Annotated in this window: 27 protein-coding genes, 1 pseudogene and 1 riboswitch; of the genes and pseudogenes, 14 read left to right on the forward strand and 14 right to left on the reverse strand. The window is 70.8% G+C overall.

Annotation, left to right across the window (positions count from 1 at the left end):
* Nucleotides 1-4 precede the first annotated feature (4 nt).
* The gene (locus ACFHW1_RS16675; RefSeq protein WP_416556517.1) at nucleotides 5-877 is read right to left on the reverse strand and encodes a menaquinone biosynthetic enzyme MqnA/MqnD family protein; all 873 of its coding nucleotides are present in this window, start codon (nucleotides 875-877) and stop codon (nucleotides 5-7) included.
* Between the two features lie 299 nt (nucleotides 878-1176).
* On the opposite strand from ACFHW1_RS16675, the gene ACFHW1_RS16680 reads away from it, so the two are divergent.
* Both ACFHW1_RS16680 and ACFHW1_RS16685 read left to right on the forward strand, forming a co-directional pair.
* Nucleotides 1177-3303 (forward strand): HelD family protein, encoded by a 2127-nt coding sequence (locus ACFHW1_RS16680; RefSeq protein ID WP_416615696.1) that lies wholly within the window; start codon nucleotides 1177-1179, stop codon nucleotides 3301-3303.
* A gap of 92 nt (nucleotides 3304-3395) precedes the next feature.
* Nucleotides 3396-4388, forward strand: coding sequence for a hypothetical protein (locus ACFHW1_RS16685; protein WP_416568568.1), 993 nt, complete (start codon nucleotides 3396-3398; stop codon nucleotides 4386-4388).
* A 16-nt stretch (nucleotides 4389-4404) separates the two neighbouring features.
* Here ACFHW1_RS16685 and ACFHW1_RS16690 read toward each other — a convergent pair whose 3' ends face one another.
* On the reverse strand, nucleotides 4405-6009 hold the full coding sequence (locus ACFHW1_RS16690) for an alpha/beta hydrolase fold domain-containing protein (protein WP_416568569.1): 1605 nt from the start codon (nucleotides 6007-6009) through the stop codon (nucleotides 4405-4407).
* 224 nt (nucleotides 6010-6233) lie between these two features.
* Between ACFHW1_RS16690 and ACFHW1_RS16695 the strand changes: the two genes are divergently transcribed.
* The gene (locus tag ACFHW1_RS16695; RefSeq protein WP_416556521.1) at nucleotides 6234-7001 is read left to right on the forward strand and encodes a VOC family protein; all 768 of its coding nucleotides are present in this window, start codon (nucleotides 6234-6236) and stop codon (nucleotides 6999-7001) included.
* Nucleotides 7002-7013: 12 nt separating this feature from the next.
* On the opposite strand, the pseudogene ACFHW1_RS16700 reads toward ACFHW1_RS16695, so the two are convergent.
* The 4 genes and pseudogenes from ACFHW1_RS16700 to ACFHW1_RS16715 all read right to left on the reverse strand — a co-directional run.
* Nucleotides 7014-7790: pseudogene (locus ACFHW1_RS16700) on the reverse strand (ABC transporter ATP-binding protein); the annotation flags it as partial.
* 68 nt (nucleotides 7791-7858) lie between these two features.
* Nucleotides 7859-8971, reverse strand: coding sequence for a FecCD family ABC transporter permease (locus ACFHW1_RS16705; RefSeq protein WP_416556522.1), 1113 nt, complete (start codon nucleotides 8969-8971; stop codon nucleotides 7859-7861).
* Between the two features lie 16 nt (nucleotides 8972-8987).
* On the reverse strand, nucleotides 8988-9959 hold the full coding sequence (locus tag ACFHW1_RS16710) for an ABC transporter substrate-binding protein (protein WP_416556523.1): 972 nt from the start codon (nucleotides 9957-9959) through the stop codon (nucleotides 8988-8990).
* Between the two features lie 123 nt (nucleotides 9960-10082).
* A riboswitch (cobalamin riboswitch) is annotated at nucleotides 10083-10147 on the reverse strand.
* A gap of 139 nt (nucleotides 10148-10286) precedes the next feature.
* Nucleotides 10287-12188: a M14 family zinc carboxypeptidase gene (locus ACFHW1_RS16715; RefSeq protein WP_416615697.1), complete on the reverse strand. Its 1902-nt coding sequence runs from the start codon at nucleotides 12186-12188 to the stop codon at nucleotides 10287-10289.
* 167 nt (nucleotides 12189-12355) lie between these two features.
* On the opposite strand from ACFHW1_RS16715, the gene ACFHW1_RS16720 reads away from it, so the two are divergent.
* From ACFHW1_RS16720 to ACFHW1_RS16730, 3 genes are all read left to right on the forward strand, one after another.
* Nucleotides 12356-12997: a class I SAM-dependent methyltransferase gene (locus tag ACFHW1_RS16720; protein ID WP_416556525.1), complete on the forward strand. Its 642-nt coding sequence runs from the start codon at nucleotides 12356-12358 to the stop codon at nucleotides 12995-12997.
* Between the two features lie 138 nt (nucleotides 12998-13135).
* Nucleotides 13136-13732 (forward strand): phosphotransferase, encoded by a 597-nt coding sequence (locus ACFHW1_RS16725; protein ID WP_416556526.1) that lies wholly within the window; start codon nucleotides 13136-13138, stop codon nucleotides 13730-13732.
* 34 nt (nucleotides 13733-13766) lie between these two features.
* Nucleotides 13767-14231, forward strand: a complete 465-nt coding sequence (locus tag ACFHW1_RS16730; RefSeq protein WP_416556527.1) for a DUF2809 domain-containing protein — start codon at nucleotides 13767-13769, stop codon at nucleotides 14229-14231.
* A gap of 1 nt (nucleotide 14232) precedes the next feature.
* Here the strand turns inward: ACFHW1_RS16730 and ACFHW1_RS16735 are convergent, their stop codons facing one another.
* Together ACFHW1_RS16735 and ACFHW1_RS16740 are read right to left on the reverse strand one after the other, a co-directional pair.
* Nucleotides 14233-14598, reverse strand: a complete 366-nt coding sequence (locus ACFHW1_RS16735) for a GntR family transcriptional regulator (RefSeq protein ID WP_416556528.1) — start codon at nucleotides 14596-14598, stop codon at nucleotides 14233-14235.
* Nucleotides 14595-15374, reverse strand: coding sequence for a hypothetical protein (locus tag ACFHW1_RS16740; RefSeq protein ID WP_416556529.1), 780 nt, complete (start codon nucleotides 15372-15374; stop codon nucleotides 14595-14597). The genes ACFHW1_RS16735 and ACFHW1_RS16740 overlap by 4 nt, the downstream gene beginning before the upstream one ends.
* Before the next feature lie 196 nt (nucleotides 15375-15570).
* Between ACFHW1_RS16740 and ACFHW1_RS16745 the strand changes: the two genes are divergently transcribed.
* The 3 genes from ACFHW1_RS16745 (at nucleotide 15571) to ACFHW1_RS16755 (ending at nucleotide 16652) form a co-directional block, all read left to right on the forward strand.
* Nucleotides 15571-15810: an AbrB/MazE/SpoVT family DNA-binding domain-containing protein gene (locus tag ACFHW1_RS16745; protein ID WP_282233253.1), complete on the forward strand. Its 240-nt coding sequence runs from the start codon at nucleotides 15571-15573 to the stop codon at nucleotides 15808-15810.
* Nucleotides 15800-16264: a type II toxin-antitoxin system VapC family toxin gene (locus tag ACFHW1_RS16750; RefSeq protein ID WP_416568575.1), complete on the forward strand. Its 465-nt coding sequence runs from the start codon at nucleotides 15800-15802 to the stop codon at nucleotides 16262-16264. Before ACFHW1_RS16745 ends, ACFHW1_RS16750 begins: the two co-directional genes overlap by 11 nt.
* Nucleotides 16265-16394: 130 nt before the next feature.
* Nucleotides 16395-16652: a hypothetical protein gene (locus ACFHW1_RS16755; protein WP_416556531.1), complete on the forward strand. Its 258-nt coding sequence runs from the start codon at nucleotides 16395-16397 to the stop codon at nucleotides 16650-16652.
* 120 nt (nucleotides 16653-16772) lie between these two features.
* On the opposite strand, the gene ACFHW1_RS16760 is transcribed toward ACFHW1_RS16755, so the two are convergent.
* The 6 genes from ACFHW1_RS16760 to ACFHW1_RS16785 all read right to left on the reverse strand — a co-directional run bounded on the left by ACFHW1_RS16760 (nucleotide 16773) and on the right by ACFHW1_RS16785 (nucleotide 19755).
* Nucleotides 16773-17369, reverse strand: coding sequence for a PIN domain-containing protein (locus ACFHW1_RS16760; protein WP_416556532.1), 597 nt, complete (start codon nucleotides 17367-17369; stop codon nucleotides 16773-16775).
* Nucleotides 17366-17749: a helix-turn-helix domain-containing protein gene (locus ACFHW1_RS16765; RefSeq protein WP_416556533.1), complete on the reverse strand. Its 384-nt coding sequence runs from the start codon at nucleotides 17747-17749 to the stop codon at nucleotides 17366-17368. Before ACFHW1_RS16765 ends, ACFHW1_RS16760 begins: the two co-directional genes overlap by 4 nt.
* A gap of 275 nt (nucleotides 17750-18024) precedes the next feature.
* Nucleotides 18025-18780 carry a GOLPH3/VPS74 family protein gene (locus ACFHW1_RS16770; protein ID WP_416556535.1) on the reverse strand — a complete coding sequence of 252 codons (756 nt, stop codon included), beginning with the start codon at nucleotides 18778-18780 and terminating at the stop codon, nucleotides 18025-18027.
* Between the two features lie 32 nt (nucleotides 18781-18812).
* Nucleotides 18813-19136, reverse strand: coding sequence for a DivIVA domain-containing protein (locus ACFHW1_RS16775; RefSeq protein WP_416556536.1), 324 nt, complete (start codon nucleotides 19134-19136; stop codon nucleotides 18813-18815).
* 51 nt (nucleotides 19137-19187) lie between these two features.
* On the reverse strand, nucleotides 19188-19454 hold the full coding sequence (locus tag ACFHW1_RS16780; protein ID WP_123607087.1) for a hypothetical protein: 267 nt from the start codon (nucleotides 19452-19454) through the stop codon (nucleotides 19188-19190).
* A complete protein-coding gene (locus tag ACFHW1_RS16785) occupies nucleotides 19444-19755 on the reverse strand; it encodes a hypothetical protein (protein WP_416556537.1) in 312 nt (103 codons plus the stop codon). The genes ACFHW1_RS16780 and ACFHW1_RS16785 overlap by 11 nt, the downstream gene beginning before the upstream one ends.
* Before the next feature lie 128 nt (nucleotides 19756-19883).
* On the opposite strand from ACFHW1_RS16785, the gene ACFHW1_RS16790 reads away from it, so the two are divergent.
* The 5 genes from ACFHW1_RS16790 to ACFHW1_RS16810 all read left to right on the forward strand — a co-directional run bounded on the left by ACFHW1_RS16790 (nucleotide 19884) and on the right by ACFHW1_RS16810 (nucleotide 22569).
* Nucleotides 19884-20666: a helix-turn-helix domain-containing protein gene (locus ACFHW1_RS16790; RefSeq protein WP_416556538.1), complete on the forward strand. Its 783-nt coding sequence runs from the start codon at nucleotides 19884-19886 to the stop codon at nucleotides 20664-20666.
* Complete coding sequence (locus ACFHW1_RS16795) at nucleotides 20663-20854, forward strand: DUF397 domain-containing protein (protein WP_416556539.1); 192 nt, start codon at nucleotides 20663-20665, stop codon at nucleotides 20852-20854. Before ACFHW1_RS16790 ends, ACFHW1_RS16795 begins: the two co-directional genes overlap by 4 nt.
* A gap of 135 nt (nucleotides 20855-20989) precedes the next feature.
* Entirely contained in the window at nucleotides 20990-21178 is a 189-nt protein-coding gene (locus ACFHW1_RS16800; protein ID WP_416615699.1) for a DUF397 domain-containing protein, read from the forward strand.
* A 347-nt stretch (nucleotides 21179-21525) separates the two neighbouring features.
* Nucleotides 21526-21759: an FAD-dependent oxidoreductase gene (locus tag ACFHW1_RS16805; RefSeq protein WP_416556541.1), complete on the forward strand. Its 234-nt coding sequence runs from the start codon at nucleotides 21526-21528 to the stop codon at nucleotides 21757-21759.
* A gap of 9 nt (nucleotides 21760-21768) precedes the next feature.
* Nucleotides 21769-22569 (forward strand): NAD(P)/FAD-dependent oxidoreductase, encoded by an 801-nt coding sequence (locus ACFHW1_RS16810; RefSeq protein ID WP_416556542.1) that lies wholly within the window; start codon nucleotides 21769-21771, stop codon nucleotides 22567-22569.
* Nucleotides 22570-22624: the final 55 nt, after the last annotated feature.

Below are 22624 nucleotides of genomic sequence, written 5' to 3' on the forward strand. Positions count from 1 at the left end.
CCGGTCAGGGCATGAAGAACTCGGGGCCCGCCGGTGGCAGCGCCGGGGCGGCACCCGACCGGGCCGCGCGGCGGGCGAACTCCCGCAGCCCGGCCACCTGCCGGTCACCGAGCGAAAAGTCCAACGCCCGGAAGTACGACGCCAGCGTCGGCGCGTCGAACGGCTCCCACCTGGCGGCGGCCCGGGCCACCTCGTCGAGCTCGGCGAGGCACAGGTCACGCGACCGCAGGAACGCCTGGTGGACCTCCTTGACCTGGCCGGGGTGGGCGGCGGCGAAGTCCCGGCGGACCGCCCAGACGGCGAAGACCATCGGCAGCCCGGTCCAGTCCCGCCACGCCTGCCCCAGATCGATGACGGCCAGACCGCGCGCCGGCGCCTCGTGGTGGGCCCGCAATGCGACGTCGCCGATCAACACGGCGGCGTCGGCCTCCAGCAGCATCTGGGTGACGTCCGGCGGGCAGGTGAAGTAGTCCGGTTCGACGCCGTACCGCTCGGCCAGCAGCATCCGGGCCAACAGCACACCGGTACGTGAGGTGGAGCCGAGCGCCATCGGGCGGCCGGACAATTCACCCAGTGGCCGGGTGGTGACGACGTTCACCGACAGCACCGGCCCATCGCTACCTACCGCGATGTCCGGCAGCAGCAGGAACTGGTCGGCGTGCCGCAGGTACTCGACCAACGAGATCGGGCCGATGTCCAGGTCGCCGGCGGCCAGGGCGGCACCGAGCCGTTCCGGGGAGTCCTTGTGCAGGTCGACGTCGAGCAGCGCGCCGGAGCGCATCAGCCCCCAGTAGATGGGCAGGCAGTTCAGGAACTGGATGTGCCCGACCCGTGGTCGGCGCAGCACGCCGCCCTCGCCCCCGTCACCGTGACTCATGATCTCCACGGTAGCCGTCGGGTGGCCGCCACGCCCGGCGGCGGCCCAGCCTGTGGCGCACCCCGCACCGGGCACCTGCCGAGCAGACCCGGGCACCTGCCGAGCAGATCGGCCGGCAACCCCGTCGCGCCGGCAGAGCGGGAAATCTGGTTGACCCGCGACGGGCCAGGGGTAATGTCGATGGCCGCTTGACGGCCGCGGTGAGTCGCACCGCAGCGGACGTCCCCCGCGCCGGGCACCGGCCGACCCGGTTCCGGACACGCGAGCGAGCACGCCGGCGATCCCAGCCAGGAGTCAGCATGCCCGCACCCGACCTCGACCGCCCCACACCCGACCGCCGCCCCGCACCCGATTTGGACGGCGAACTCGCCGCCGAACGCGCCCATCTGACCGCGTCCCGCGCCGCCCTCGCCCGGATGCGCAACCGGGCCGAGGCCCTGTTCAGCACCGGCGACCGGGTCGCCGGGGATGCGTACACCGCCGAGACCCTGGGCCGGCACCTGGCCCGCCGGGTCGCCGAGCTGGCCGACAACCCGGACACGCCGCTGTTCTTCGGCCGGCTCGATGTCGAAGACGATCCCGACCTCGACGACGACCTTGAGCCAGGCGGTGAGCCCGATCCGGGCGGGCTGCGGATCAGTCGGCCCCACATCGGCCGCCGGCATGTCGCCGACGACACCGGCGAACCACTGGTGCTCGACTGGCGGGCGCCGATCAGCCGGGCCTTTTACCAGGCCAGCGCCCGCGATCCGCAGCGGGTGCGGGTCCGCCGCCGGTTCGGTTTCGCCGGCGGCGAACTCACCAGCTTCGAGGACGAACACCTCGACCGGGGCGAGGAGCTCGGCACCGCTTCCCGCATCCTGACCACCGAGATCGAACGACCCCGGGTCGGCCCGATGCGGGACATCGTCGCCACCATTCAGCCCGAACAGGACGAGCTGGTCCGGGCCGCGCTGGCCGAGTCGATCTGCGTGCAGGGCGCGCCCGGCACCGGCAAGACCGCGGTCGGCCTGCACCGGGCGGCCTACCTGCTGTACGCGCACCGGGAACGGCTACGCAAGGCCGGAGTGCTGATCGTCGGGCCGAACCGGGTGTTCCTGTCCTACATCGCCAACGTGCTGCCCGCCCTCGGTGAGGTCGAGGTGGCCCAGTGCACGGTCGCCGGCCTGATCGACTCGGTGCCGGTACGGGCAGCGGACGCCCCGACCGCCGCCGCGCTCAAGAACGACCCCAGGATGGCGCAGGTGCTGCGCCGCGCCGTCGAGGCGTACCTCGGCGAACCGGACGAGTCGATCGTGGTGCCGGACGGCTCCTACCGCTGGCGAATCGGCGTCGAGGCGTTGCACCGCATCGTGCGGACGGTCCGCGACGAGGATCCGCCGTACCGGATCGGTCGGGAACGGGTGCAGGCCCGGATCGTCGCGCTGCTGCAACGTCAAGCCGAGACCCGGCGCGCCGAATCACCGAGCGACGCCTGGTTGCGGCGGATGGCCCGGGTGGCACCGGTACGCGCCCTGCTGGACCGGGTCTGGCCGGCGCTCACCCCGACCGGGGTGGTGTCCACGCTGCTCACCGATGCGCAGCGGCTGGCGACGGCCGCCACCGGGCTGCTCGACGAGGCCGAACAGGCGGCGCTGCTGCGGCCACCGGCCAGGTCGGTCCGCACCACCAGATGGACCGAGGCCGACCTGGTGCTGATCGACGAGGTCGCCGGGCTGCTCGACCGGCCCACCGGGTACGGGCACGTGGTCATCGACGAGGCGCAGGACCTGTCGCCGATGCAGTGCCGGGCGATCGCCCGGCGCAGCGAACACGGCTCGGTCACCCTGCTCGGCGACCTGGCGCAGGGCACCGCCCCGTGGGCGGCCACCGACTGGCACCGCACCCTGACCCACCTCGGTCGGCCCGACGCCGCGGTGGTGCCGCTGACGGTCGGCTTCCGGGTGCCGGCGGTGGTGGTCGAGCTGGCCAACCGGCTGCTGCCGGCGCTCGCAGTGGACGTACCACCGGCGGTGTCGCTGCGTCGCGACGGGTCGCTGTCGCTGCGTACGGTCGACGATCTGACCGGTGCCACGGTGGCCGAGGTACGCGCGGCGCTGACCCACGACGGCTCGGTCGGGGTGATCACCGCCGAGTCCACGGTGACCGGTTTGCGCGACGCGCTGACCGCCGCCGGTGTCAAGGTCACCGGAGCCGCCGGCGACCCCGGGATCCGGGTGTCGGTGGTCGCCGCGACCGAGGTGAAAGGGCTGGAGTACGACCACGTGGTGGTGGTCGAGCCGGCCGGTATCGTGGCGGCCGAGCCGCGTGGGCTGCACCGGCTGTACGTGGTGCTGACCCGGGCGGTGTCCCGGTTGACGGTGCTGCACGCCGAACCGTTGCCACCCGCGCTGACCGACCATGCCCGGACCGACCACCGGCATTAGCAGAACCGACCGGCGGCACTAGCAGAACGGCGCGCGCCACACCGCCCGCCCCCTCCAGGTTGGCCCGGCGACAGCTGGGAAACAATCGCCAGGTGAGCGATGGAGGGACGGCCGGGCAGGACCGCGCCGGTGGCGGCGGCCGGCGGCTGCTCGGTCTCCTGCTCGCTGTGCTCCCAGTCGCCGTGGTGCCGTTGACCGCCGAGGTGCTGCGGCACCGGCTGCCGGACCGGCTACCGATGCACTGGAACACGGCCGACGTCGTCGACGCGACCAGTTCGCTGACGAACAGCGTGACCGGCTACACGATCGGCGCAGCCGCCGGGGCGGTGCTCGCCGCAGTCGGGGTGCTGCCGCTCGGGCTGCGGTGGCAGCTGCGGCGGTGGCTGATCACCATTGGCGCGGCGGTCGCCGGGTTCGTCGCCGGGATCTGGCTGACCACCGTGGCACTGTCGGTCGACGTACTGGACCCGACCCGGGCACCGGCTCCGAGCTGGCACATTCCCGCGCTGATGGTCGGGGTGACCGGTTGGACGGTGCTGGCGTACGCGGCGTGTGGTCCGCCGCCGGCCCGGCCGGCGGCGGACGGCCGGCCCGCCGCCGAGCTGCCCCGGGTGCCGCTGCCGGCTGACGGTGCCGGGTGGACCGAGCAGACGTCGGTGTCCCGCACCGGGCTGTGGATCCTGGTCCCGTTGCTGCTGCTCGCCGGGGTCCTGGCGGTCTGGATCAACGTCTGGGTGGCCAGCCCGGTGCTGCTCACCATGGCGTTGGTGATGCTGCTGCTGGTGAACCGGTTGACCATCGACCGGCAGGGCATCCACATCGGCTTCGGGCCGTTCGGGTGGCCGCGGATCAGCGTACCGGCGCGGGAGATCGTCGGGGCCGTCCAGACGACGGTACGGGTGTCCGATTGGGGCGGCTGGGGCTACCGCTACCACCCCGACACGCGTGGACGTGCCCTGATCACCCGGTCCGGTCCGGGCATCCGGGTGCAGCTGTCCGGTGGGCGCTATCTCGTGCTGACCACCCGGGAGCCGCAGACCGCAGCCGGTCTGGTGAACACCATCGCGGACCTCGCCGACCGCTGATTCCGGTCCCGTAGGCTCACAGGCCGGTCGGCCAGCCGCTCGACGACTGGCCGGACGGGTTGTACACGGTGTGCAGCTCCGCCGCCACCCGGTCCTGGGCCGCCTCCGCCACGTCCAGCACCGCACCCATCCCGAAGAACTCGTGCGGTACTCCGTCGTAGTGGATGTGCTCGACCGGCACCCCGGCCCCCCGCAGCCGCTGCACGAACGCCTGCCCCTGGTCGCGCAGCGGATCCCGTTCCACGGTCAGCACCACCGCCGGCGGCAGGCCGGCGAGCCGTTGCACCGGCAGGTCGAGCAACGCCACCCGAGGGTCGTCGAGCATCTCCGGGCGAGGGAAGGCGTGCCGGGCGAACCAGCTCAGCATCGGGCGGTTCAGCGGTGCCGCGTCGGCGGCGTCCACTCCGGAGCCGTCATCGACCGTCATACTGGTCACCGGGTAGATCAGCACCTGCAGCAGTGGCAGCCGCTGACCGGCGTCGCGCAACTGCAGACAGGTAGCCACCGCCATGTTGCCGCCGGCGGCCTCGCCGGCGATGGCGATCCGCTCCGGGTCACCGCCGATCTCCCCGGCGTTGTCCAGCAGCCAGCGGGTCGCGGCGAGCACGTCGTCGTGGGCAGCCGGGAACGGATGCTCCGGGGCGTGCCGGTAGTCCACCGCCACCACCAGACACCGTTCCTTGTTGCACAGCGCCCGGGGGGTGGCGTCGTAGGTGTCCAGGCTGCCGACCACCCAGCCACCCGCGTACAGGTAGATCAGCACCGGCAGGCCGCCGGCCGGTGACGCCGACGTCGGCCGGTAGACCCGCAGGGTCAGCTCCCCGCCGGGACCGTCGATGGCGAAGTCGAAGACCGAGTCGACCGGCTCCCGTTCCGCCGGGTCTCCCCGGTCGGTACGGATCCGGGCCACCGCGTCGGACAGGGTCGGCTGGCGCCGCGCCTCGGCCGGGTCGAGGATCTCGGTGGGCCGGGGGCCGAGCGCGGCGAACGCGTCCAGCAGCGCCTGCGACTGCGGTTCCAGCAGCCCGGACGCGTCAGTGGCGAACCAGCCACGCCGCCCCGAGGTCCGGTCGCGGAGCCGGTCGACCAGCGCGGCCGGGCCGCCCAGCAGCCGACTGCTGCGGGAGGTGTTCGGTGTCTGCGGATGCGGATGGGTGGGTGCACGGTACTTCGCGGCGGTGAACTGCGCCCCGAGTTCGGCCATCCGCTGCGGACCGACCGCGGCCCGCAGCGCCGGCAACAGCACCCCCTCCTGGTCGGCGGCCTGCCGGCGAACGTCGGCAATCAAATGGTTGAGTGCTTCTTCGAAGTCCAGGTTCCCGGGTCTGGACCGGTCGACCTCGGCCGCCGCCTCCTTGATCCGCTGACGGGTGTCCCGCCCCCACTGGACCAGCTCCGCCACCGCCCCGGCGGACAACCGGCCGGTCACCGCCGGCTCGTCGAAGACCGGGTCGAGGATCTGTTCCTCGGCCGCCAGGTGTATGGAGATCCGGTAGACCACCTGGTCTGCCAGGATCCGCCGGTCGCCCTGGCCGGTTTCCAGCCGCCGGAAAAGCTGGTCCAGCAGGACGTGATCGTCGTTGATCGCCCGGTCGATGTCGCCCGGCAACACCTCGATCACCCGTACCATCGTTCTCCCCCGCTGTTCCACGTCCCGGCCGCTGTCCGGCGTCCCCGCCTGGCTTCGGTCGGTGACGTCAGCCCGGTGCACGGTTACCCTCGGCGCGGGCCATGATTCCGCGTGACGGGCGATTGCTTCGGCGAATCTCCCCCGACCGTCGTCGACCGGGTGCCAGGATTCGGTCAGCAGGGTCCACTCAGCCGATCAGCAGGAGGAAATCCGCCATGTCCGTCGCCGCGGCCGGGGTACCCGCCTGGGTCGACCTCGGTACCTCCGACCTGCCCGGTGCGATCCGGTTCTACGGCGAACTGTTCGGCTGGTCCGCGCAGCCGCCCGACGATCCGGACGCCGAGGGATACACCCTGTTCAGCAAGGACGACAAACTGGTCGCCGGGGCCGGCTCGGTGTCCACCGGCGGGCAGCCGCCGACCTGGACCACGTACATCGGCACGCTGGACGCCCAGGCGAGCGCCAAGCTCGTCGAGTCGGCCGGCGGCACCGTGCTGATGCCGCCGTTCGACGTGCTCGACCGGGGCCGGGCGGCGGTCTTCACCGACCCGGCCGGGGCCAGCTTCGCCGTCTGGCAGCCGCTGTCCATGGCCGGCGCGGAGCTGGCGAACGTGCCCGGCTCACTGTGCTGGAACGAGCTGACCACCCGCGACCCGGAGGGCGCGAAGGAGTTCTACGGCGCGGTCTTCGACTGGGAGTGCCGGGACACCCCGTTCCCACCGATCATGTACACCGAATGGCTGGTCGAGCAGCAGCCCGTCGCCGGGATGATGCCGATGGTCGGCGACGACTGGCCGGCGGACCTGCCGGCCCACTGGATGGTGTACTTCGCGGTGAACGACTGCGACGCCACCGCCGAGCACGCCGCCGCGCTCGGCGGCACCGTCTCAGTCCCGCCCACCGACCTGCCGCACGGCCGGTTCGCCGTGCTCAACGACCCGCAGGGGGCCTTCTTCTCGGTGATCCGGATCGCCGGCGACTGACGGTTCTGGACGGGGAACGTCCCGGTCGCGGACCGGGACGACCAGCGGGCCGTGCGCGCCTGGCAGCACCCGCACCCGGGCCCGGTAGTACCGGGCCAGGTTCTCCTCGGTGAGCACCTCGGCCGGCGGGCCGGCGGCGACCGTCCGGCCGGCGGCGAGCAGCACCAGCCGGTCGGCGTACTCGCCGGCCACCGACAGGTCGTGCATGGTGGCCAGCACGGTCAGCCGACGGTCCCGGCGCAGCTCGTCGACCAGCTCCAGCACCTCCTGCTGGTGGCCGATGTCCAGCGCGCTGGTCGGCTCGTCGAGCAGCAGCAGCGGGGCACCCTGGGCCAGCGCGCGGGCCAGCAGCACCCGCTGACGTTCACCACCGGACAGGGTGGCCAGCCGCCGGTGCGCGAACCCGGCCAGGTCGAGCCGGACCAGCACGTCGTCGACCACCGCCAGGTCGGCCGCCGACTCCCGACCCAGCAGCGGGACGTACGGCGTACGGCCGAGCAGCACGTAGTCGGCGACGGCGATCCCGGCCGGCACCACCGGTGACTGTACGACGGTGGCGACCAGCCGGGCCCGGGCCCGGCGGCCGAGCCGGGTGATCGGCGTACCGAACAGGTCCAGGCTGCCGGCGGCCGGCAGCAGCCCGCCGACCGCCCGCAGCAGGGTCGACTTGCCGGCCCCGTTCGGCCCGATCACCGCCACCCACTCACCGGCGGCCACGGTCAGGTCGACACCGTCCAGCACCGGCACGCCGCCGAGGCGTACCCGCAGATCACGGCCGACGACCGGGATGCCGGCGGCAGTGCTCGCGGGCGCCGGCCCGGTCCCGGGCCCGGTGTCGGGCGCGGGCGCCGGCCCGGTCACAGCGCCACCGTCCGGCGGGTGGTGCGCAGCACCAGCACGAAGAACGGGGCGCCGAAGAAGGCGGTGACCACACCGATCGGGATCTCGGCCGGCGCGGCCACGGTCCGGGCCACCACGTCGGTGACGGTCAGGAACGCGCCACCGAGCAGCATCGACAGCGGCAGGATCACCCGGTAGCTGCTGCCGGCGACCAGCCGGACCAGGTGCGGCACGATCAACCCGACGAAGCCGATCAGCCCGGACACCGACACCGCCGCCGCGGTGCCCAGCGACGCGGCGGCGAGCAGCAGATAGCGGGACCGTTGCGGGTGCAGGCCGAGGCTGGCCGCCTCCTCGTCACCGACCGACAGCACATCCAGCTCGCGGCGGTGCGTTAACACCACCACGGCGGCGATCACCGCGTACGGCAGGACCAGCCGGACCTCGTGCCAGCCGTCGGTGGCCAGCCGGCCCAGCAGCCACGAGTACACCTCCCGGATGGTGTCGACGTGGCGCTGCAGCAGGTAGGTCTGCCCGGCGGCGAGGAACGCCGATACCGCCACCCCGGCCAGGATCAGCGTCGCGGTGGACCGGTCCGGCCCGGCGGCACCCGTGCCGAGCAGGTAGGTCAGCGCGACCGCGCCGAGCGCGCCGACGAACGCGGCCAGCGGCACCGTCACCGGCAGCCCGGTCAGCACCCCGGTGCCGGAGCGCAGCGCGATGACCGCGGTCACCGCCAGCCCGGCCCCGGCGGCGACGCCGAGCAGATGCGGGTCGGCCAGCGGGTTGCGGAACACCCCCTGGTAGCAGCCACCGGCCAGGGCCAGCATGCCGCCGACCAGCAGCGCCAGCACCACCCGGGGCAACCGCAGCTGGGTGACGATCGCCACCTGCCGCTCGTTGAGTCCACTCTCCACGTCGACGCCGGGCAGCAGGTTGAGCAGTTCGGCGGCGACCGCCAGCGGCGGCAGGCTGGCCGGGCCGAACGCCAGCCCGGCCAGGGCCGACAGCACGACGGCGGCCACCGCACCGGCGAACCAGCCGGCGGTCAGCCCCGGACGGCGCCGGCCGGTCGGCCCGGACCAGCCGGCTGCTCGTTGCGGGTCGGTCCGCCGGCCGGGCCGTCGCACCGGCGTACGGAGCACGTCAGGACGCCGCCGCCGCGTCGACCGCGTCGACGATCGCCCGGACCAGGTCGACCACCCGGGGACCCCAGCGGGACGCGACGTCGTCGTCGAGCTCGACCACCTGACCGGCCTGTACTGCGGTGATGGTGGACCAGCCGGCCCGCTGCGCCACCGTCTGCGCGTCCTGCTGGCAGCACTTGGTGTCGGCCAGGAAGATCAGGTCCGGGTCGGCATCGATCAACGCCTCGGCGGACAGCTGCGGGTAGCCACCGGCCTCCCCGGACGGGTCCGCCGGATCGGCGATGTTGGTCAGCCCGACCATGGTGAACAGCGACCCGACGAAGGTTTCGCTGGTCACCGTGTAGAGAGTCGGGTCGAGCTCATAGTAGTAGCTCAGCGGCTCGGCCGGCTGCGCCACGTCGGCGATCAGCTTGTCGATGTCGGACCGCATGGTGTCGACCAAATCGGCCGCCGCCTCCGGGTGCCCGGTGAGCGCGCCAAGTTCGGTGATCTGGCGGTACGTGTCGTCCAGGGTGACCGCCGCCCCGGCCAGGTAGACCGGGATCGACAGTCGGGTCAGCCCGGCCACCACCTCGTTGGTGTCGCCGGAGAGCACCACCAGGTCGGGTTCGTAGCCGGCGATCGCCTCGACGTTCGGGGTGAACCCGGACAGCTCGGTGGTCGGCGCCTCGGCCGGGTGGTTGGAGTTGTCGTCGACCGCTGCCACCTGGTCGCCGGCACCGATCGCGAAGAGCATCTCGGTGGCGGTCGGCGACAGCGCGACGATCCGCTCCGGGCGTACTTCCAGGGTGAGGTCGCCGACGGTGACCGGGTAGCTGGCGGCGGCCTCCGGGCTGACGCCGGGCTGCGCGTCGTCGGGTCCGCCGGAGCCGTCGCCGGCCTGGCCGCAGCCGGTCAGGGCGAGCGTCGCGGCGGTGGCGACCGCAGCGGTACGCAGCAACGCGGCCCGCAGCGGGTGGGGTCTGCTCATCTGGTCCTCCTGTCGGTCGAGGGCTGGTGCTTCGCCGACAGGTCGGGGGTGGTGACGCCGGCCCCGGCCAGGTGGCGAGGCGCCCTTCCTCGAGAGCGCGGTTCGCGACCACTCCGCAGGCGACCTGGCTAGCCCCGACTGTCGGCCGGGGCATCACAGTTGCGGGACAGCGCCGGGTTCGCACCGGCTTCGCTGCGGGGCGGTCGGTAGCACGGTAACCCACCGGCGCCGGCCGGCAGACATCGCGACAGCGCAGGGCTGCCGTACGGTGATGTTCACCGCACGGCAGCCCTGCCCACCGTCAGGAGCAGGCAGCCCTGCCCGCCGTCAGGACCTGGTGATCCGGACGTCGTCGATGGCCGCCTCGACCAGACTGGCGGTGGAGGCGTCCGCCGCCTCGACCAGGATCCGCACCGTCTGACCCGCGTACGGGGTCAGGTTGTAGCTGCTGGTCGACCAGGACCCGTACCGGTTGCTCCCCGCGCCGGACTGGTTCAGCAGCGTCGTCGTGCCGCCACTGTGCACCACGCTGATCCGCAGGTAGTCGGCCGACGACGAGTTGTTCAGGTGGGCCAGGTACCAGGCGAGCGACAGGGTGAGGGTGCCACTCGACGGCAACGCGACAGCCGGCGAGCGGGCGCTGGTCGCCCCGCTGTCGATGTCGTACGAGCCGGCGGAGGAGCCGGCCAGCCGGCCGGTGACCAGGCTGTTGCTGCCCTGGTAGGCGGTCAGCTGCAGGGCCCCGCCGGAGCTGGTGGCCTGCGCGACGCCGCGCTCCCACTGCCCGGTGCTGGCGGTGTCGGTGCCGCTCGGGTCGGTCGTCCAGCCGGTCGCCGACTCGAAGTCGTCCGCCCAGACGGTGCTGCCCGGCGGGTCGACCGGACCGCCGCCGCAGTACTGCGATTCCTTGCCGATCACCCGGTACGGGCAGTCGGCGTACTCGCTGAACATCAGCACCGCTTCCCGGTTGCGGGCGGTTTGGACAGGGATCACCTCGTCCGGCGGGTAGAACCCGCCGCCGCTGGACGAGCCGGGATACAGCTCGAAGGTGTACGCCCAGATGCCGTGCTCGCCCCACATCCAGTCGATGCTGCTGCCGTCGGTGATGTACAGGTCGGAGGACTGTTGCGGGGTGTAGCCGTTGGTCGCCGCCATCCGCGTACCGAGGGTGGCGAACGTGTTGTACTGGTCGGTGGTCATCCCGGAGGGCGTGTTGGCGGTGGTCCAGCCATACGGCCAGAGGACCAGCTCCGAGTAGGTGTGGAAGTCGATGTTGGCCTTGATCTGCTGCTCACCGCCGACGACCCGGCTGTTGACGAAGTCGCGCAGTGCCTGGGTTTCCGGAGCGGAGAAGGCGTACGGGCCACGGTAGGTCGACGACGCCGGGGATCCGGAGGATCCGCCGCAGCAGCCCCACAGGTAGTCCCAGTTGCGGTTCAGGTCGGTGCCGACGGCGAGCGCACCGCTGTTCGGCTGCCGGTTCTTGCGCCAGGACCGGTACGAGCCGGTGGCGATGTCGTACTCGCTGCCGTCCGGGTTGACGGTCGGCACGATCCAGATCTCGCGGGTGTTGACGATGTTGGTGATCCGCGAGTCGCTGCCGTAGCCGTCGGTGAACAGGTTCAGCAGGTAGACCGCCATCTCGACGGTGAGGTGCTCGCGGGCGTGCTGCTGCGAGTTGAACAGGATCTCCGGCTCGTCCTCGTCGGTGCCGACGTTGTCGGAGATCTTGACCGCCATCAGGTCGCGGCCCTCGTACGAGGTCCCGATGCTGATCTTCCGGGCGATGTTCGAGTGGCTGGAGACCACCTGGTTGACCGCCGTGGTCAACTCTGCGTAGTTGTGGTACGCCGAGTCGGACGGCGGGAAGTCCAGCGTGGTGACGTCACCGGAGTCGTCGGTCCTGGTAGGTGCCCGGACCGCTTCGACGTCGAAGCCGAGCGCCTGGATCGCGCTGACCTCGGCTCGGGTCGCGGTGATGTTGAGGATGCCGTGTTCGATGTAGTCGATCGCGGCGCCGGTCCCGGCGACCGCGTCACGGTCGGCGAAGGTACGCGGTCCGAGGACCCGGTACGGGCCGGCGATCGACTCCCGGTCGACACCGCTGGGCTTGGGATCGGCCGATACCGGGCCGGTCACGACGGCGAACAGGCCGACGACGGTTGCGACGGCGAGGACGGTGGTCCTGCGCCACGAGCCGGCGTTGGCAGTTGGTGCGCGGAATCGCATCTAGACCTCCTGGGGGTGGGGAGGACTCCGCTGGTGAGCACAACTGCACCACCTGTCACATGGTCATATCAATATCTATTACGCTCAGTTCCATGCCAAGCTGATCATCACACGGCGCGAATACTTCGCGAACCGGACACCCTGCGGGCAGGAGGATGACACTGTCCATGACGGATTTCAGCTACCACGGACTCCTCGATCCACTGCGCCGCGCATACCACGCGGACGCCGCCACCCGCGACCGACGGTCCAAGACGGCGTGGAAGCTCGCCGAGCGGGCCGCGTTCCGGGATCGGCTGACCGACCACGGCGCGCGCTCTCTGCTGGAGATCGGTGCCGGCACCGGGCAGGACAGCCTGTTCCTCCAGGAGCAGGGCTTCGAGGTGGTGGCCACCGACCTCACCCCGGCCATGGTCGCCGCCTGCCGGGCGAAGGGTCTCGATGCCCGGGTGATGGGATTCCTCGACCTGACCTTCCCGGCGGCGTCGTTCGACGCGGTCTACGCGGTCAACTGCCTGCTGCACGTACCGAATGCCGACCTGCCGGTCGTCCTGGCCGCGATCCGCGCGGTGCTACGGCCGGGCGGCCTGTTCTTTCTCGGCCTCTACGGCGGCGACGGCAGCGAGGGCATCGCTGACTGGGACGATCACGATCCGCCCCGGTTCTTCTCGCTGCGCACCGACGAGCAGATTCAGCGGTACGTCGCCAGCGTCTTCGAGATCGTCGACTTCCACGCCTTCGACGTCGAGGGCGGCTTTCGCTTCCAGTCGTTGACCCTCACCCGCCGTCCGGATCCGACGTCGAGGTGAGGCCGAGGCGTTCGGGCGCACCCTCCGCTCATGATCATGTGAGCGCTATGGACCGCACAACCACAACGAGACGTCCATAGCGCTCACACGATCATGAGTTTCGCCCGGCGGAGCGCCGAAGGCCCGCCGGTAAACCGGGTGACGCCGTTCGCCGGCCGCACGATGATGGCCAACGTGGCGCAGGTGGAAGTCGTCGTCGCCCATCACGAACGCGCGACCCTGCGCGTCGGTGAGGTGTTCCTGAAGGTCGACGCCGATCAGACGCGCGCCGACGTCGAGGTCGAGGCCATGGCGAGAGCACCGGTGCCGACTCCGCAGGTGCTGTGGCGTAGACCGCCCGTACTCGCGCTCGCAGCCCTGGCCGGGACGGCGCTCGGCCGGCTCGGCGGGGCCGCGTTGCGGCCGTGGACACCGGTCTTTACGCACGGCGACCTGCAGGCCGCCCACGTCTTCGTCGACGGCGACGAGGTCACCGGCATGCTCGACTGGTCCGAGGCGGGCCGGGGTGACGCCCTGTTCGACCTCGCGACCCTGACGTTGGGGCACCGGGAGCGCCTTGGTGACGTCCTCGCCGGCTACGGCACCGACGTCGATGTCGACGTGATCCGCGCCTGGTGGGCAGTGCGCAGCCTGCTGACGATCCGTTGGCTGGTCGAGCACGGCTTCGACCCGGCCTCGCCGGGCTGCGAGATCGACGTACTGAGATCCGCCGGGACCCCGCTGACCGGCCGGTGACCGACAAGGCCGGTGAGCGATAGGGTCGGGCGCCGTGGCAGGTCTCATGTGGCGGGTACGGCTGGCGGGCCTGGCCGCCGCCAGCGGGTTTCTCGCCGTGGCGCTCGGCAGCCGGGTGCTGGCCGGCGGCGACGGGGTGCTGGACAGTTCCGGCGCACTGCAGCAGTCTTCCGGCACCGCCCTGTACGCGTCGATGGTCTACGCCGGGGTGTTCGTCCTGGCACCGGGTGCCGGGCCGATCGCGGCCGGGGCGGGTGCCGTCGCCTTCTGCTGGCTCGTCGAGCTGCTGCAGCTGACCGGCGTACCGGCGGAGCTGTCCGAGCGCAGTCTGCTGGCACGGCTGGTCCTGGGCGTCCATTTCGACCTCACCGACCTGGCCTGGTACGTGATGGGCGTACTGCCGTTGGTGCTGCTGCATGTGGGCGTCGATCGCTGGCGACTGCGCCACCGGGACCGGCAGCCGGCTGACGCCGGTGCCGGTCGCGGGCGTGGCCGGTGAGTCACGGTGTGGCCGGTCGGCCCAGCGCCGCCTGCACGATCCGGATCGCCTCGGCGGGGTCGATGCCGCTCCTGGTGATGATCGTCGCGTAGTCGCGGGCGGCGCGGTGGGCCTGTTCGAGAGCCTGATCGCCGGCGGCTGTGACGAACGAGCCGGCCCGGCCACGGGTCTCGATCAGCCCGGCCTCCTCCAGCTCCCGGTACGCCCGGCCGACGGTGTTCACGGCCAGGCCGAGGTCGGCGGCGAGCCGGCGGACCGTCGGCAGCCGGGTGCCGACGGCCAGCGACCGGTCCTGGATCTGCCGGGCGAGCTGGGCCCGGAGCTGCTCGTACGGCGGCGTCGGCGAGGCGGCGTCGATGGCGATCATCGGACGATCATGGCCTGCCGTGCGGTCACCCCGACAGCCATGGTCCGGGTCTGGACCAGACCGAACGCGACGACACCGGCCAGGACGAGTCCGATAGCGACCGCGTTCCACCAGCCCAGCGACTCGCCGTACAGGAAGATGACCGGCAGCGACCAGACCAGGCTGGGGGTGACGAGGGCGCGGGCGTCCTCGACCCGCATGATGACGTCGGCCGTGAGTGACGCCTCGTCCTCGGCGACGGCCGGGCTGGTCAGCACCTGACGCAGCTGCATGATCATGCCGGCACCGGCACCGACGAGACCGATCAGTACGACGGCGGCCCCGGCCCGTAGCACCGGGTCGGAAACCGGCAGTACGCTCACCGCGAGCCCCAGCGCAGCGGTGTAGGCGGCAACCGTGAAGACGGCGTACGGCCGGCCGAGCACCGCCGGCCAGCCGAACCCGACCGGATGGGCCACCCGACGGGACAGTTGCGCGCCGGCTCGCCGGTCGACGCGGCGGACCCAGTCGCGGAGCAGCCACTGCGCCACCAGCATGCCGATCACCAGCGCGGTGAGCACCAGCAACGGCAGCCAGGAGTACGCCGCGTCGGTGACCCGGACCGCCGCGTGGGTGAGCGCCGCGCCGATCAGGAACGCGGCCAGCAGGACGTCGCCGGCGAACTTGGCCCGCCGTCGTACGGCCAGCCGCGTCGCCAGCAGCGGGGTCGAATCGGTGTCGGTCAGACCGTGCTGGTCCAGCCACTGCCTGGTTTCGCTGTGCTCTGTCTGGCGCATCGCCACCACCTCCATAGTCGCAAGCTTTGTCTTACAACCATGAGTCATAACATGCGACAAAGTCAAGTCAGTCAGGCGTTGGCCTCGACCCCGCCCTGCGACTGGAACCCAGGGGAGGGGAGGAAACCCCTCGCAGCCCTGAAACACAACCGCTAGTATTACGTAGTACAAGTAATACGTGACACGTGGAGGCACGGTGAAGCTAAACAGCAAGGGTCAGGTGACCATCCCTGCGCCGCTGCGCGCCAAACACGGCCTGCATGAAGGCGACGAGATCGAGGTTGTCGAGGAGGGCGGCGCGCTGCGAATTGTGCGGGTCGACGGTGCCCTCTCCAGAGGACAACGGCTTGTGCGGCATCTACGCGGGCAGGGCACCGCACGCGAGACGGAGGGCATGACCACGGACCAGCTCATGGAGTTGCTCCGTGGCGAATGAACGGCTTCGCGCGGCGCCCGAGAGGCATTCGGACGGGACCGTCACCCTGGTCGACTCCAACGTCCTGCTCGACATCCTCACCGAGGATCCGACGTGGTCACAGTGGTCGGGTTCAGCGCTCGCCGCCTCCCGCGACGCAGGCGTGCTCGTGATCAACCCGATCGTGTACGCCGAGATCTCGGTACGGTTCGACCGCATCGAGGATCTGGACGAGGTCGTCCCGGCATCGGATTTTCTCCGCGAACTACTGCCTTACCCTGCGGGTTTCCTGGCAGGGAAGGCATATGTCAAGTACCGCAGGCAAGGTGGCACCAAGAGCTCGCCGATCGCCGACTTCTACATCGGCGCCCATGCGGCAGTATGCGGCTATCAGCTCCTCACCCGGGACTCCGCCCGGTACCGCAGCTACTTCCCCAGGCTGGCCATGGTCGCCCCCGACTCGTCGCAGGCATAGCCGAGGTCTGCGGCGCCCAAGCCTTCCCATGGGCCAGCCACGATGGCATCATGAAATCGTTATACGTCGATCTTGTGATGCCTGGAGACACGCGGAAGATCGGCGAGTGCCCCGACCTATGGGAGGATGTATGCGAAGACTGACCACACTGCTGGTGGCGTTCATGATCGCCATGGCCGGCCTGTTCGCGACCACCGCCGCCCCGGCTTCGGCGGACTACCCGGACCCGCCGGGCGGCACGCTCCGCAACGTCTACAGTGACCTGAACTTCTGCCACTCGTACGGCAACTACGGGATCCAGAACGACCTGTGGAGTTCGTATCTCTGCCAGTACCGCGCGTACGGCAACCCGCCCACCGTCTACTACTTCTTCTGGACGTTCGACTAGCAGGTGGATCCTGGGGAGGCTCCACCGGGTCAGGTCAGGGCACGTCCGTAGGTGGCATGCCGGTCGACCGTCGCGCCGGCAGTCGGGTCGCAGCGCCGCAGGTTGGCCCGCGCGGTCGATTTATTCAGACGTGAGCAGTCGAGAGACCAGACTTGCAGCCGTTGGGGCGCCAGCTCTACGCAACGCCGCGACCGTCGAATCGTCGGTGGCACCTTTCAGCGAGTCGACGGCCGTTCGGTGGACAGTAAGCATTTGCGGCCCATAGTCGACCACCAGGCGGCTGAGCAGCTGGTCAGGAGTAAGTACCTCGATGCCGAGCCCGCCGACGAGATGCGTCGGGAAGTCCTTGATGTTCGAGGTGCACAGGACCGTCGCCTCTGCGGCGACAGATGCCGCCAGGACGTGGCGGTCGTCCTCGTCGGGTAGCGACATCTCGGCCAGGACGCGCCAATGCTCCTCGTCCGGTTCCACCTCGGCGAACGGGAAGGCGCGGTTCATCGCGGCGACCAGCCGCCGGGCTGCCTCCTGGTCGAAGCCCTCTACGTTCGCCATAAGGTGCTCGGTGACCTCGGCGAGGATCTGGGCACTCCAGGAGATGGTGATGACCTCCTGATCGGCCGCATAGAGCAGATAGTCACGCAGGATCCGGGAGTAAAGCACGTTCGCGTCGGCGAGGACAACCCGGATCAGATCGACCTCGTCAGCAGTGCTGCTCATCCGGTCAGACCGAGCTCGTTTTGCACGGCGACCAACTCGGCGATTGCCGCGTGCCGCCGCTCACGCTCTGCCTCAAGGAACGCCCTGATCGAGGAGACGCGGATGCGATGGTGACTGCCGACCTTGCGGGACTCCAGCAGTCCCCGGTCCATCAGCTTCCGAACCTGTGGGCGTGACATCGCCAGCAGGACCGCAGCCTCGGTCGGGCTGACCTCGGAGTTCGCTGGCGAAACAACTATCTCCTCGCCGCGCGCCCGAGCGTCGACCAATCTCGACACCAACTCGGCCGTCTCCCGTGACAACGCCACGTTCACCTCGCTGCCAGGCTCGGCCAGGGCACGGTGGAGTGCCTCGGCGTCGCGTATGAGTAGATCCGTCACGGCCACCCCTCAACTGCTCCAACTGCTCCAACTGCAGCGAGTGTAACAGCCGATGGGGCAGGTCAGGGCACGTCCGTAACCGGGGCGCCAGCGATGCCCGGTCCGGGAACCAATTATGTTCCGAGAGCTTGATGCCACAGGTGCACCATGATTTCGTCTCCGGCATCGAACTCGACCGGCACCCCCCGGCCCGAGACGCGGCACTGCGTACGTCGGGCGGCGCGTTCCGTAAGGCGTCGTCGGGATCGCGGTGATCGGCGGTGCCTGCCTGACCCTCAGCGCCGGCCTGGCACCCAGCGCCGGCCCGGTCCCCGGCGGCGGTGGGATACGCCGTCGAGACGGTTGCGGGCAATGGTGAACAGCTCGCCGACCTCGATCGGCAGCCGGCCGGCGGTCTCCCGGTGCAGGTGCCGACGGGCCGCCGCCGGGAGACCCGCGAGCAGGGCGTCGTCCAGCCCGGTGACCAGACACAATCCGGCGAGTCGGGCCTCCAGGTCAGGCAACGGCTCCCCGCGCTGTAGCCGTACGGTCAGCCGGGCCCACGCCCACGCGGCCCGGTTCGCGTCGACCGGCACCTGGCGCACGGCGGTGGTCAGCAGACGGCGTACCGTCCGGGGCCGCACCACGCCCGCCGCGACCAGCCGCCGCGCGACCTGCTGATGAGCGCCGGGAGCCAGCAGCGCCAACCAGGTGCCGACCCGCCGGTGTCCCGGCTCGGCGGCCATCCAGCGCAGGATCCAGCCGCCGAGCGCGTCCACCGGTACGTGCCGTGCCACCAGCCAGAGCCGGCCGTCGCGCACCCGCAGCGCCCCGGCGTCGACCAGGTCCACCAGCAGCGCGGCGGCCAGACCGAACCCGACGGCCCGGTCCGGCAGCCGCGGCCGACCGGTCACCGCGTCCTGCGCCAGCAGGAAGAACTCGTCGGCCAGCAACGGTCTCCGCAGGTGCACCGCCGGCAACGGCAGCGTCATTGCGGCGTCGGCCCAAGCGGCGGTCCCGGTCCCGGCCCTGGCCCCGGTGTGGTGGACCATCGTGGCTCCCTTCGTGGTCACGGGCCGACGGCCTACGCCGGCATCCGGGCCTGGAACTGCCGCGACTGCCAGTCCCGCAGCGCCTGCTTGATCCGTACGTTCTCGTCTCGGGTCATCGCCAGCTCGGCCCGCACCGCGGCCAGCTCGTCGGCGACCAGGTGCAGGAAGGCGCGTACCTCGGCCGGGTCGAGACCGCGCCGGGTGCGGTCCAGGAACTGGCGGTCGCGGACCAGCCCGGGGCTGATCGACGGCCGGGCCGCGCCACGGTAGTGGCGGGCACCGGCGTTGCGGGTGTGCGGCCGGGACTGCCGCCGGGTACGCCGGGGGAACAGGACGAGGTGGAGAAGCCTGCGCACGGTGGAACCGCCTTTCGCATTTCGACGGGATCGCTGTCAGGGTGTTTCTGGTCAGGAGCGAGATTCGGGGGTACGGCCGTCGCGCTCGACGACGCCGGGCCGCCGCAATGCGTGTTTGAACACCGACAGCAGCATCATCTGGCCGGTGCGGGGGCCGCTGACGAAGGTGCCCATCACCGCGATCATGGTCACGTGTGGAATGTCGTGACCGTGCCGCAGATGGGACACCCGGATCGCCACCGGGCCGTTGCCGAATGCCCAGTCTTCGGCGCGCAGCCGCAACACGTCGCCGACCTTGATCAACGGTTCACCGGACAATTTCGCACCACCCGCCGCCGTTGCCGCTCCGGCCGTCGTCGCTGCTCTCCGGCGGCTGCGGGAACTCCGGCGGCGACAGGCCGGCGACGGTGAGGACGGTCCGGATCCGCCGTGCTCGCGGCACGTCGCGCCGGTCGAGGATCGCCAGGGCCATGGTGAACGGTGCGCAGAACGCGACCGATCCGCACGTCGGGCATTCACCGATCCGCCTCGGCAGATGCTTCTCGGCGGTCTCCCTTGCGTGCCGCAACACCGGGTCGTCGTCCGGGTCCGCCCCGGCGGCCACCACCTTATTGATCATCGAATCCCTCCCGATTTTTCTGCTGTCAGCAGATCCACCCTGGACCCGCGACGCCAACAGTGGAAGGATTCCCACCAACAGAACCCGTTCCGAAACTTCGATCTTGAATCGGGAAGGACCGGTAATTCGTGAGCAGCAACGGGGTTCCCCGCACTCTCAAGTTCCTCCGCACGCTCAACGGAGGCATGACCCAGGAGCAGTTGGCGCAGCGGCTGAGCGTTTCCACCTCGCTGATCGCCAAGTTCGAGACGGCCCGGCAGATCCCACTGCCGGACACCGCCGAGCAGATCGACGATGTCTTCGGCAGCGGCACCCTGGTGCAGGAGACCGCCGCGGACGCCCGCAATGCCGTCCCGCCGGACTGGTTCCAGCCGTGGCCGGAGTACGAGGCCCAGGCCGAGATGCTGCGCTGGTTTGAGCCAACCTACGTCCCCGGGTTGCTGCAGACCGAGGCGTACGCCCGCGCGGTGCTCGCCGTCGGTCTGCACCCGCCGGAGGTGGCCGAGCAGCGACTGGCCCACCGGCTCGCTCGCCAGGCCACCGTCTTCGACCGCAGAACGCCGCCGGTCACCTCGTTCATCGTCGATGAGGCGGCGCTACGGCGGGGCGACCCGGTGATGATGAAGGAGCAGTTGCTGCACCTGGTCAACATGTCGCGGAGCGACCGGGTGCTGCTGCACGTGGTGCCGGTCGACGCCGGACTATACGCCGGACAGTCCGGCAACTTCATTCTTGCCACGCTGCCGGACGGGGCGACGGTCGCCTACACGGAGAACCCGGTGGACGGCCGCACCTACGAGGAGCCGGCGAAGGTCGCCGCCCTCGTCAACATCTGGGAGGCGATACGCTCGGTGGCACTACCCCAAGACATGTCCCGAGACCTGATCGCGAGGATGGCAGAGGAGCTATGACCCAGCCAGCGTGGCGCACCGCCAGCCGCAGCAACAGCAACGGCGGCGCATGTGTCGAAGTCGCCGACAACCTGCCGGGCCGGGTACTGGTCCGCGACAGCAAGAACCGCACCGGCGGCACCCTCATCTTCACCCCCACCGCCTGGTCAACCTTCATCACCCAGGCCGCCGCCACCCACCACCACTGACCACCCGACACCACGCTGCGGCCCCGTCCTGCGCACCTACGCCGGGTCAAGGGCAGGGCCGCAGCGGCGGTCGACATTTCCCTCCCGGCTGGTCACCCGGGCCAGTCGCCTGATCGCGAGGATCGGCAGGCAGCTATGACCCAGCCAGCGTGGCGCACCGCCAGCCACAGCAACAGCAACGGCGGCAACTGCGTCGAAATCGCCGACAACCTGCCCGGCCAGGTACTGATCCGCGACAGCAAGAACCGCACCGGCGGCACCCTCACCTTCACCCCCACCGCCTGGTCCACCTTCGTCACCCAGGTCAGCACCGCCGGCCATTGACCACCCCGACACCGGCCTCCTTGGAGGAGGACGCAGAGCCGGCACGCATCAGCGCTGACCTATCCGCCGGATGCATCCGCCACTCGACGTGCAGGGCGTCGGCCCTCAGCACGTCCGAGCGGCCGCACTCGCCGCCGAGAGTCCGTACAACTCCGACGGGCGGCCGGCCGAGCCTCCTGGAACGCATCAGCTGTTCCCGGATCGGGCGGGCACCAGCGTGCGCTCATGCCGATGAGCGGAAGCCTCGTTTCTAGGTATGGTCGCTATGTGGGTCGACGCGTACGAGAGGCTGATGCCGGCTTGTCGCGGAGCGAGGGATCCGAGAGTAGTTGACACGAGTGGTGATCGTGGGCGCCGGGATCGTCGGCGCTGCCATGGCGTTCGAGGTGGCGCGGGCTGGAGCCGAGGTCGTTCTGCTGGACAAATCGGTTCCAGCTTGTGGAGTGACCGCAGACTCTTTCGCTTGGATCGGTGGTCCACGCGGGGCGGACGTGCCGGACGGCAGCACTTCCCTACGGTGCCACGTCGTGCCGGACTACCGGCGCCTGGAGCAGGACGTGCCGGGCGTGCGGGTGCGTTGACATGGCGCTTTGATATGGGGTGCGGACCAGCTCGATGATGTCCGCACGGGACCGGCGGAGCGTCTCCTCGACGCTGCGGAGGTCGAATGGGTGGAGCCGCGCCTGCGGGTACCGCCGACGCGCGCCCTGCACCTCGGGAGCGACGGAGCGGTCGATCCGGTTGCCGTGACACAGGCGCTGGTGCGTGCGGCTCAGAACCATGGCGCACAGTTGATAGCCAACTCCGCCGTCACCGCGTTGACTATGCGCGACGGCCGGGTCGTGGGAGTGCGGGCATCCGCCGGCAACCTGCCCGCCGACATCGTCGTGGTGACCGCCGGTGTCGACGCCCCCTTGTTGTGCGGGCCGCTGGGGTTCGATCTGCCCGTCGCGCCGTCGCCAGCGCTGCTGATACGCCTTAGCGGGCCACCTGGCCTGGTTCGCACGCTGGTCGCCACCCCGGATCTGGAGGTTCGTGAAGCCACCGACGGTCACCTGCTGATTGCCGCTAGCTATCAGGGGGAGACCAGTCACGAGGACTTGCAGAGAGCAGGCGAGAGGGTGCTGCGCCGCCTCGTCGCCACGTTCGACGCCGAGGACGTCCACCTGGTCAGTGTGCGCCTTGGGACCCGGCCCATGCCGGCCGACGCGCTGCCGATCGTCGGTCCCGTTCCGGGCGTGGGCGGCGTCTACGTCGCCGTGATGCATTCCGGCGTCACTCTGGCCCCAACCGTCGCGCGGCTCGTCGCCGCAGAAATCGTGGACGGAGTCGAGGCTGAGCAACTGGCCGGCGTACGGCCGGCCCGGTTCCGGCCGGACGTCGAACACTGACAGAGATGATGGAGAAGAGCACCTCCCGCCGAGGTCTGACCCAACCACTGACTGA

The organism is Micromonospora sp. LOL_014, from assembly GCF_048060245.1.
Classification (GTDB): Bacteria; Actinomycetota; Actinomycetes; order Mycobacteriales; family Micromonosporaceae; genus Micromonospora_E.

Coding starts and splice junctions, on each gene's coding strand:
- ACFHW1_RS16735 (WP_416556528.1), bottom strand. CDS start 14,598: ATGATCGCCATCGACGCCGCCTCGCCGACGCCGCCGTACGAGCAGCTC.
- ACFHW1_RS16785 (WP_416556537.1), bottom strand. CDS start 19,755: ATGATCAATAAGGTGGTGGCCGCCGGGGCGGACCCGGACGACGACCCG.
- ACFHW1_RS16770 (WP_416556535.1), bottom strand. CDS start 18,780: ATGGTCCACCACACCGGGGCCAGGGCCGGGACCGGGACCGCCGCTTGG.
- ACFHW1_RS16680 (WP_416615696.1), top strand. CDS start 1,177: ATGCCCGCACCCGACCTCGACCGCCCCACACCCGACCGCCGCCCCGCA.
- ACFHW1_RS16695 (WP_416556521.1), top strand. CDS start 6,234: ATGTCCGTCGCCGCGGCCGGGGTACCCGCCTGGGTCGACCTCGGTACC.
- ACFHW1_RS16675 (WP_416556517.1), bottom strand. CDS start 877: ATGAGTCACGGTGACGGGGGCGAGGGCGGCGTGCTGCGCCGACCACGG.
- ACFHW1_RS16755 (WP_416556531.1), top strand. CDS start 16,395: ATGCGAAGACTGACCACACTGCTGGTGGCGTTCATGATCGCCATGGCC.
- ACFHW1_RS16710 (WP_416556523.1), bottom strand. CDS start 9,959: ATGAGCAGACCCCACCCGCTGCGGGCCGCGTTGCTGCGTACCGCTGCG.
- ACFHW1_RS16720 (WP_416556525.1), top strand. CDS start 12,356: ATGACGGATTTCAGCTACCACGGACTCCTCGATCCACTGCGCCGCGCA.
- ACFHW1_RS16740 (WP_416556529.1), bottom strand. CDS start 15,374: ATGCGCCAGACAGAGCACAGCGAAACCAGGCAGTGGCTGGACCAGCAC.
- ACFHW1_RS16800 (WP_416615699.1), top strand. CDS start 20,990: ATGACCCAGCCAGCGTGGCGCACCGCCAGCCACAGCAACAGCAACGGC.
- ACFHW1_RS16795 (WP_416556539.1), top strand. CDS start 20,663: ATGACCCAGCCAGCGTGGCGCACCGCCAGCCGCAGCAACAGCAACGGC.
- ACFHW1_RS16760 (WP_416556532.1), bottom strand. CDS start 17,369: ATGAGCAGCACTGCTGACGAGGTCGATCTGATCCGGGTTGTCCTCGCC.
- ACFHW1_RS16715 (WP_416615697.1), bottom strand. CDS start 12,188: ATGCGATTCCGCGCACCAACTGCCAACGCCGGCTCGTGGCGCAGGACC.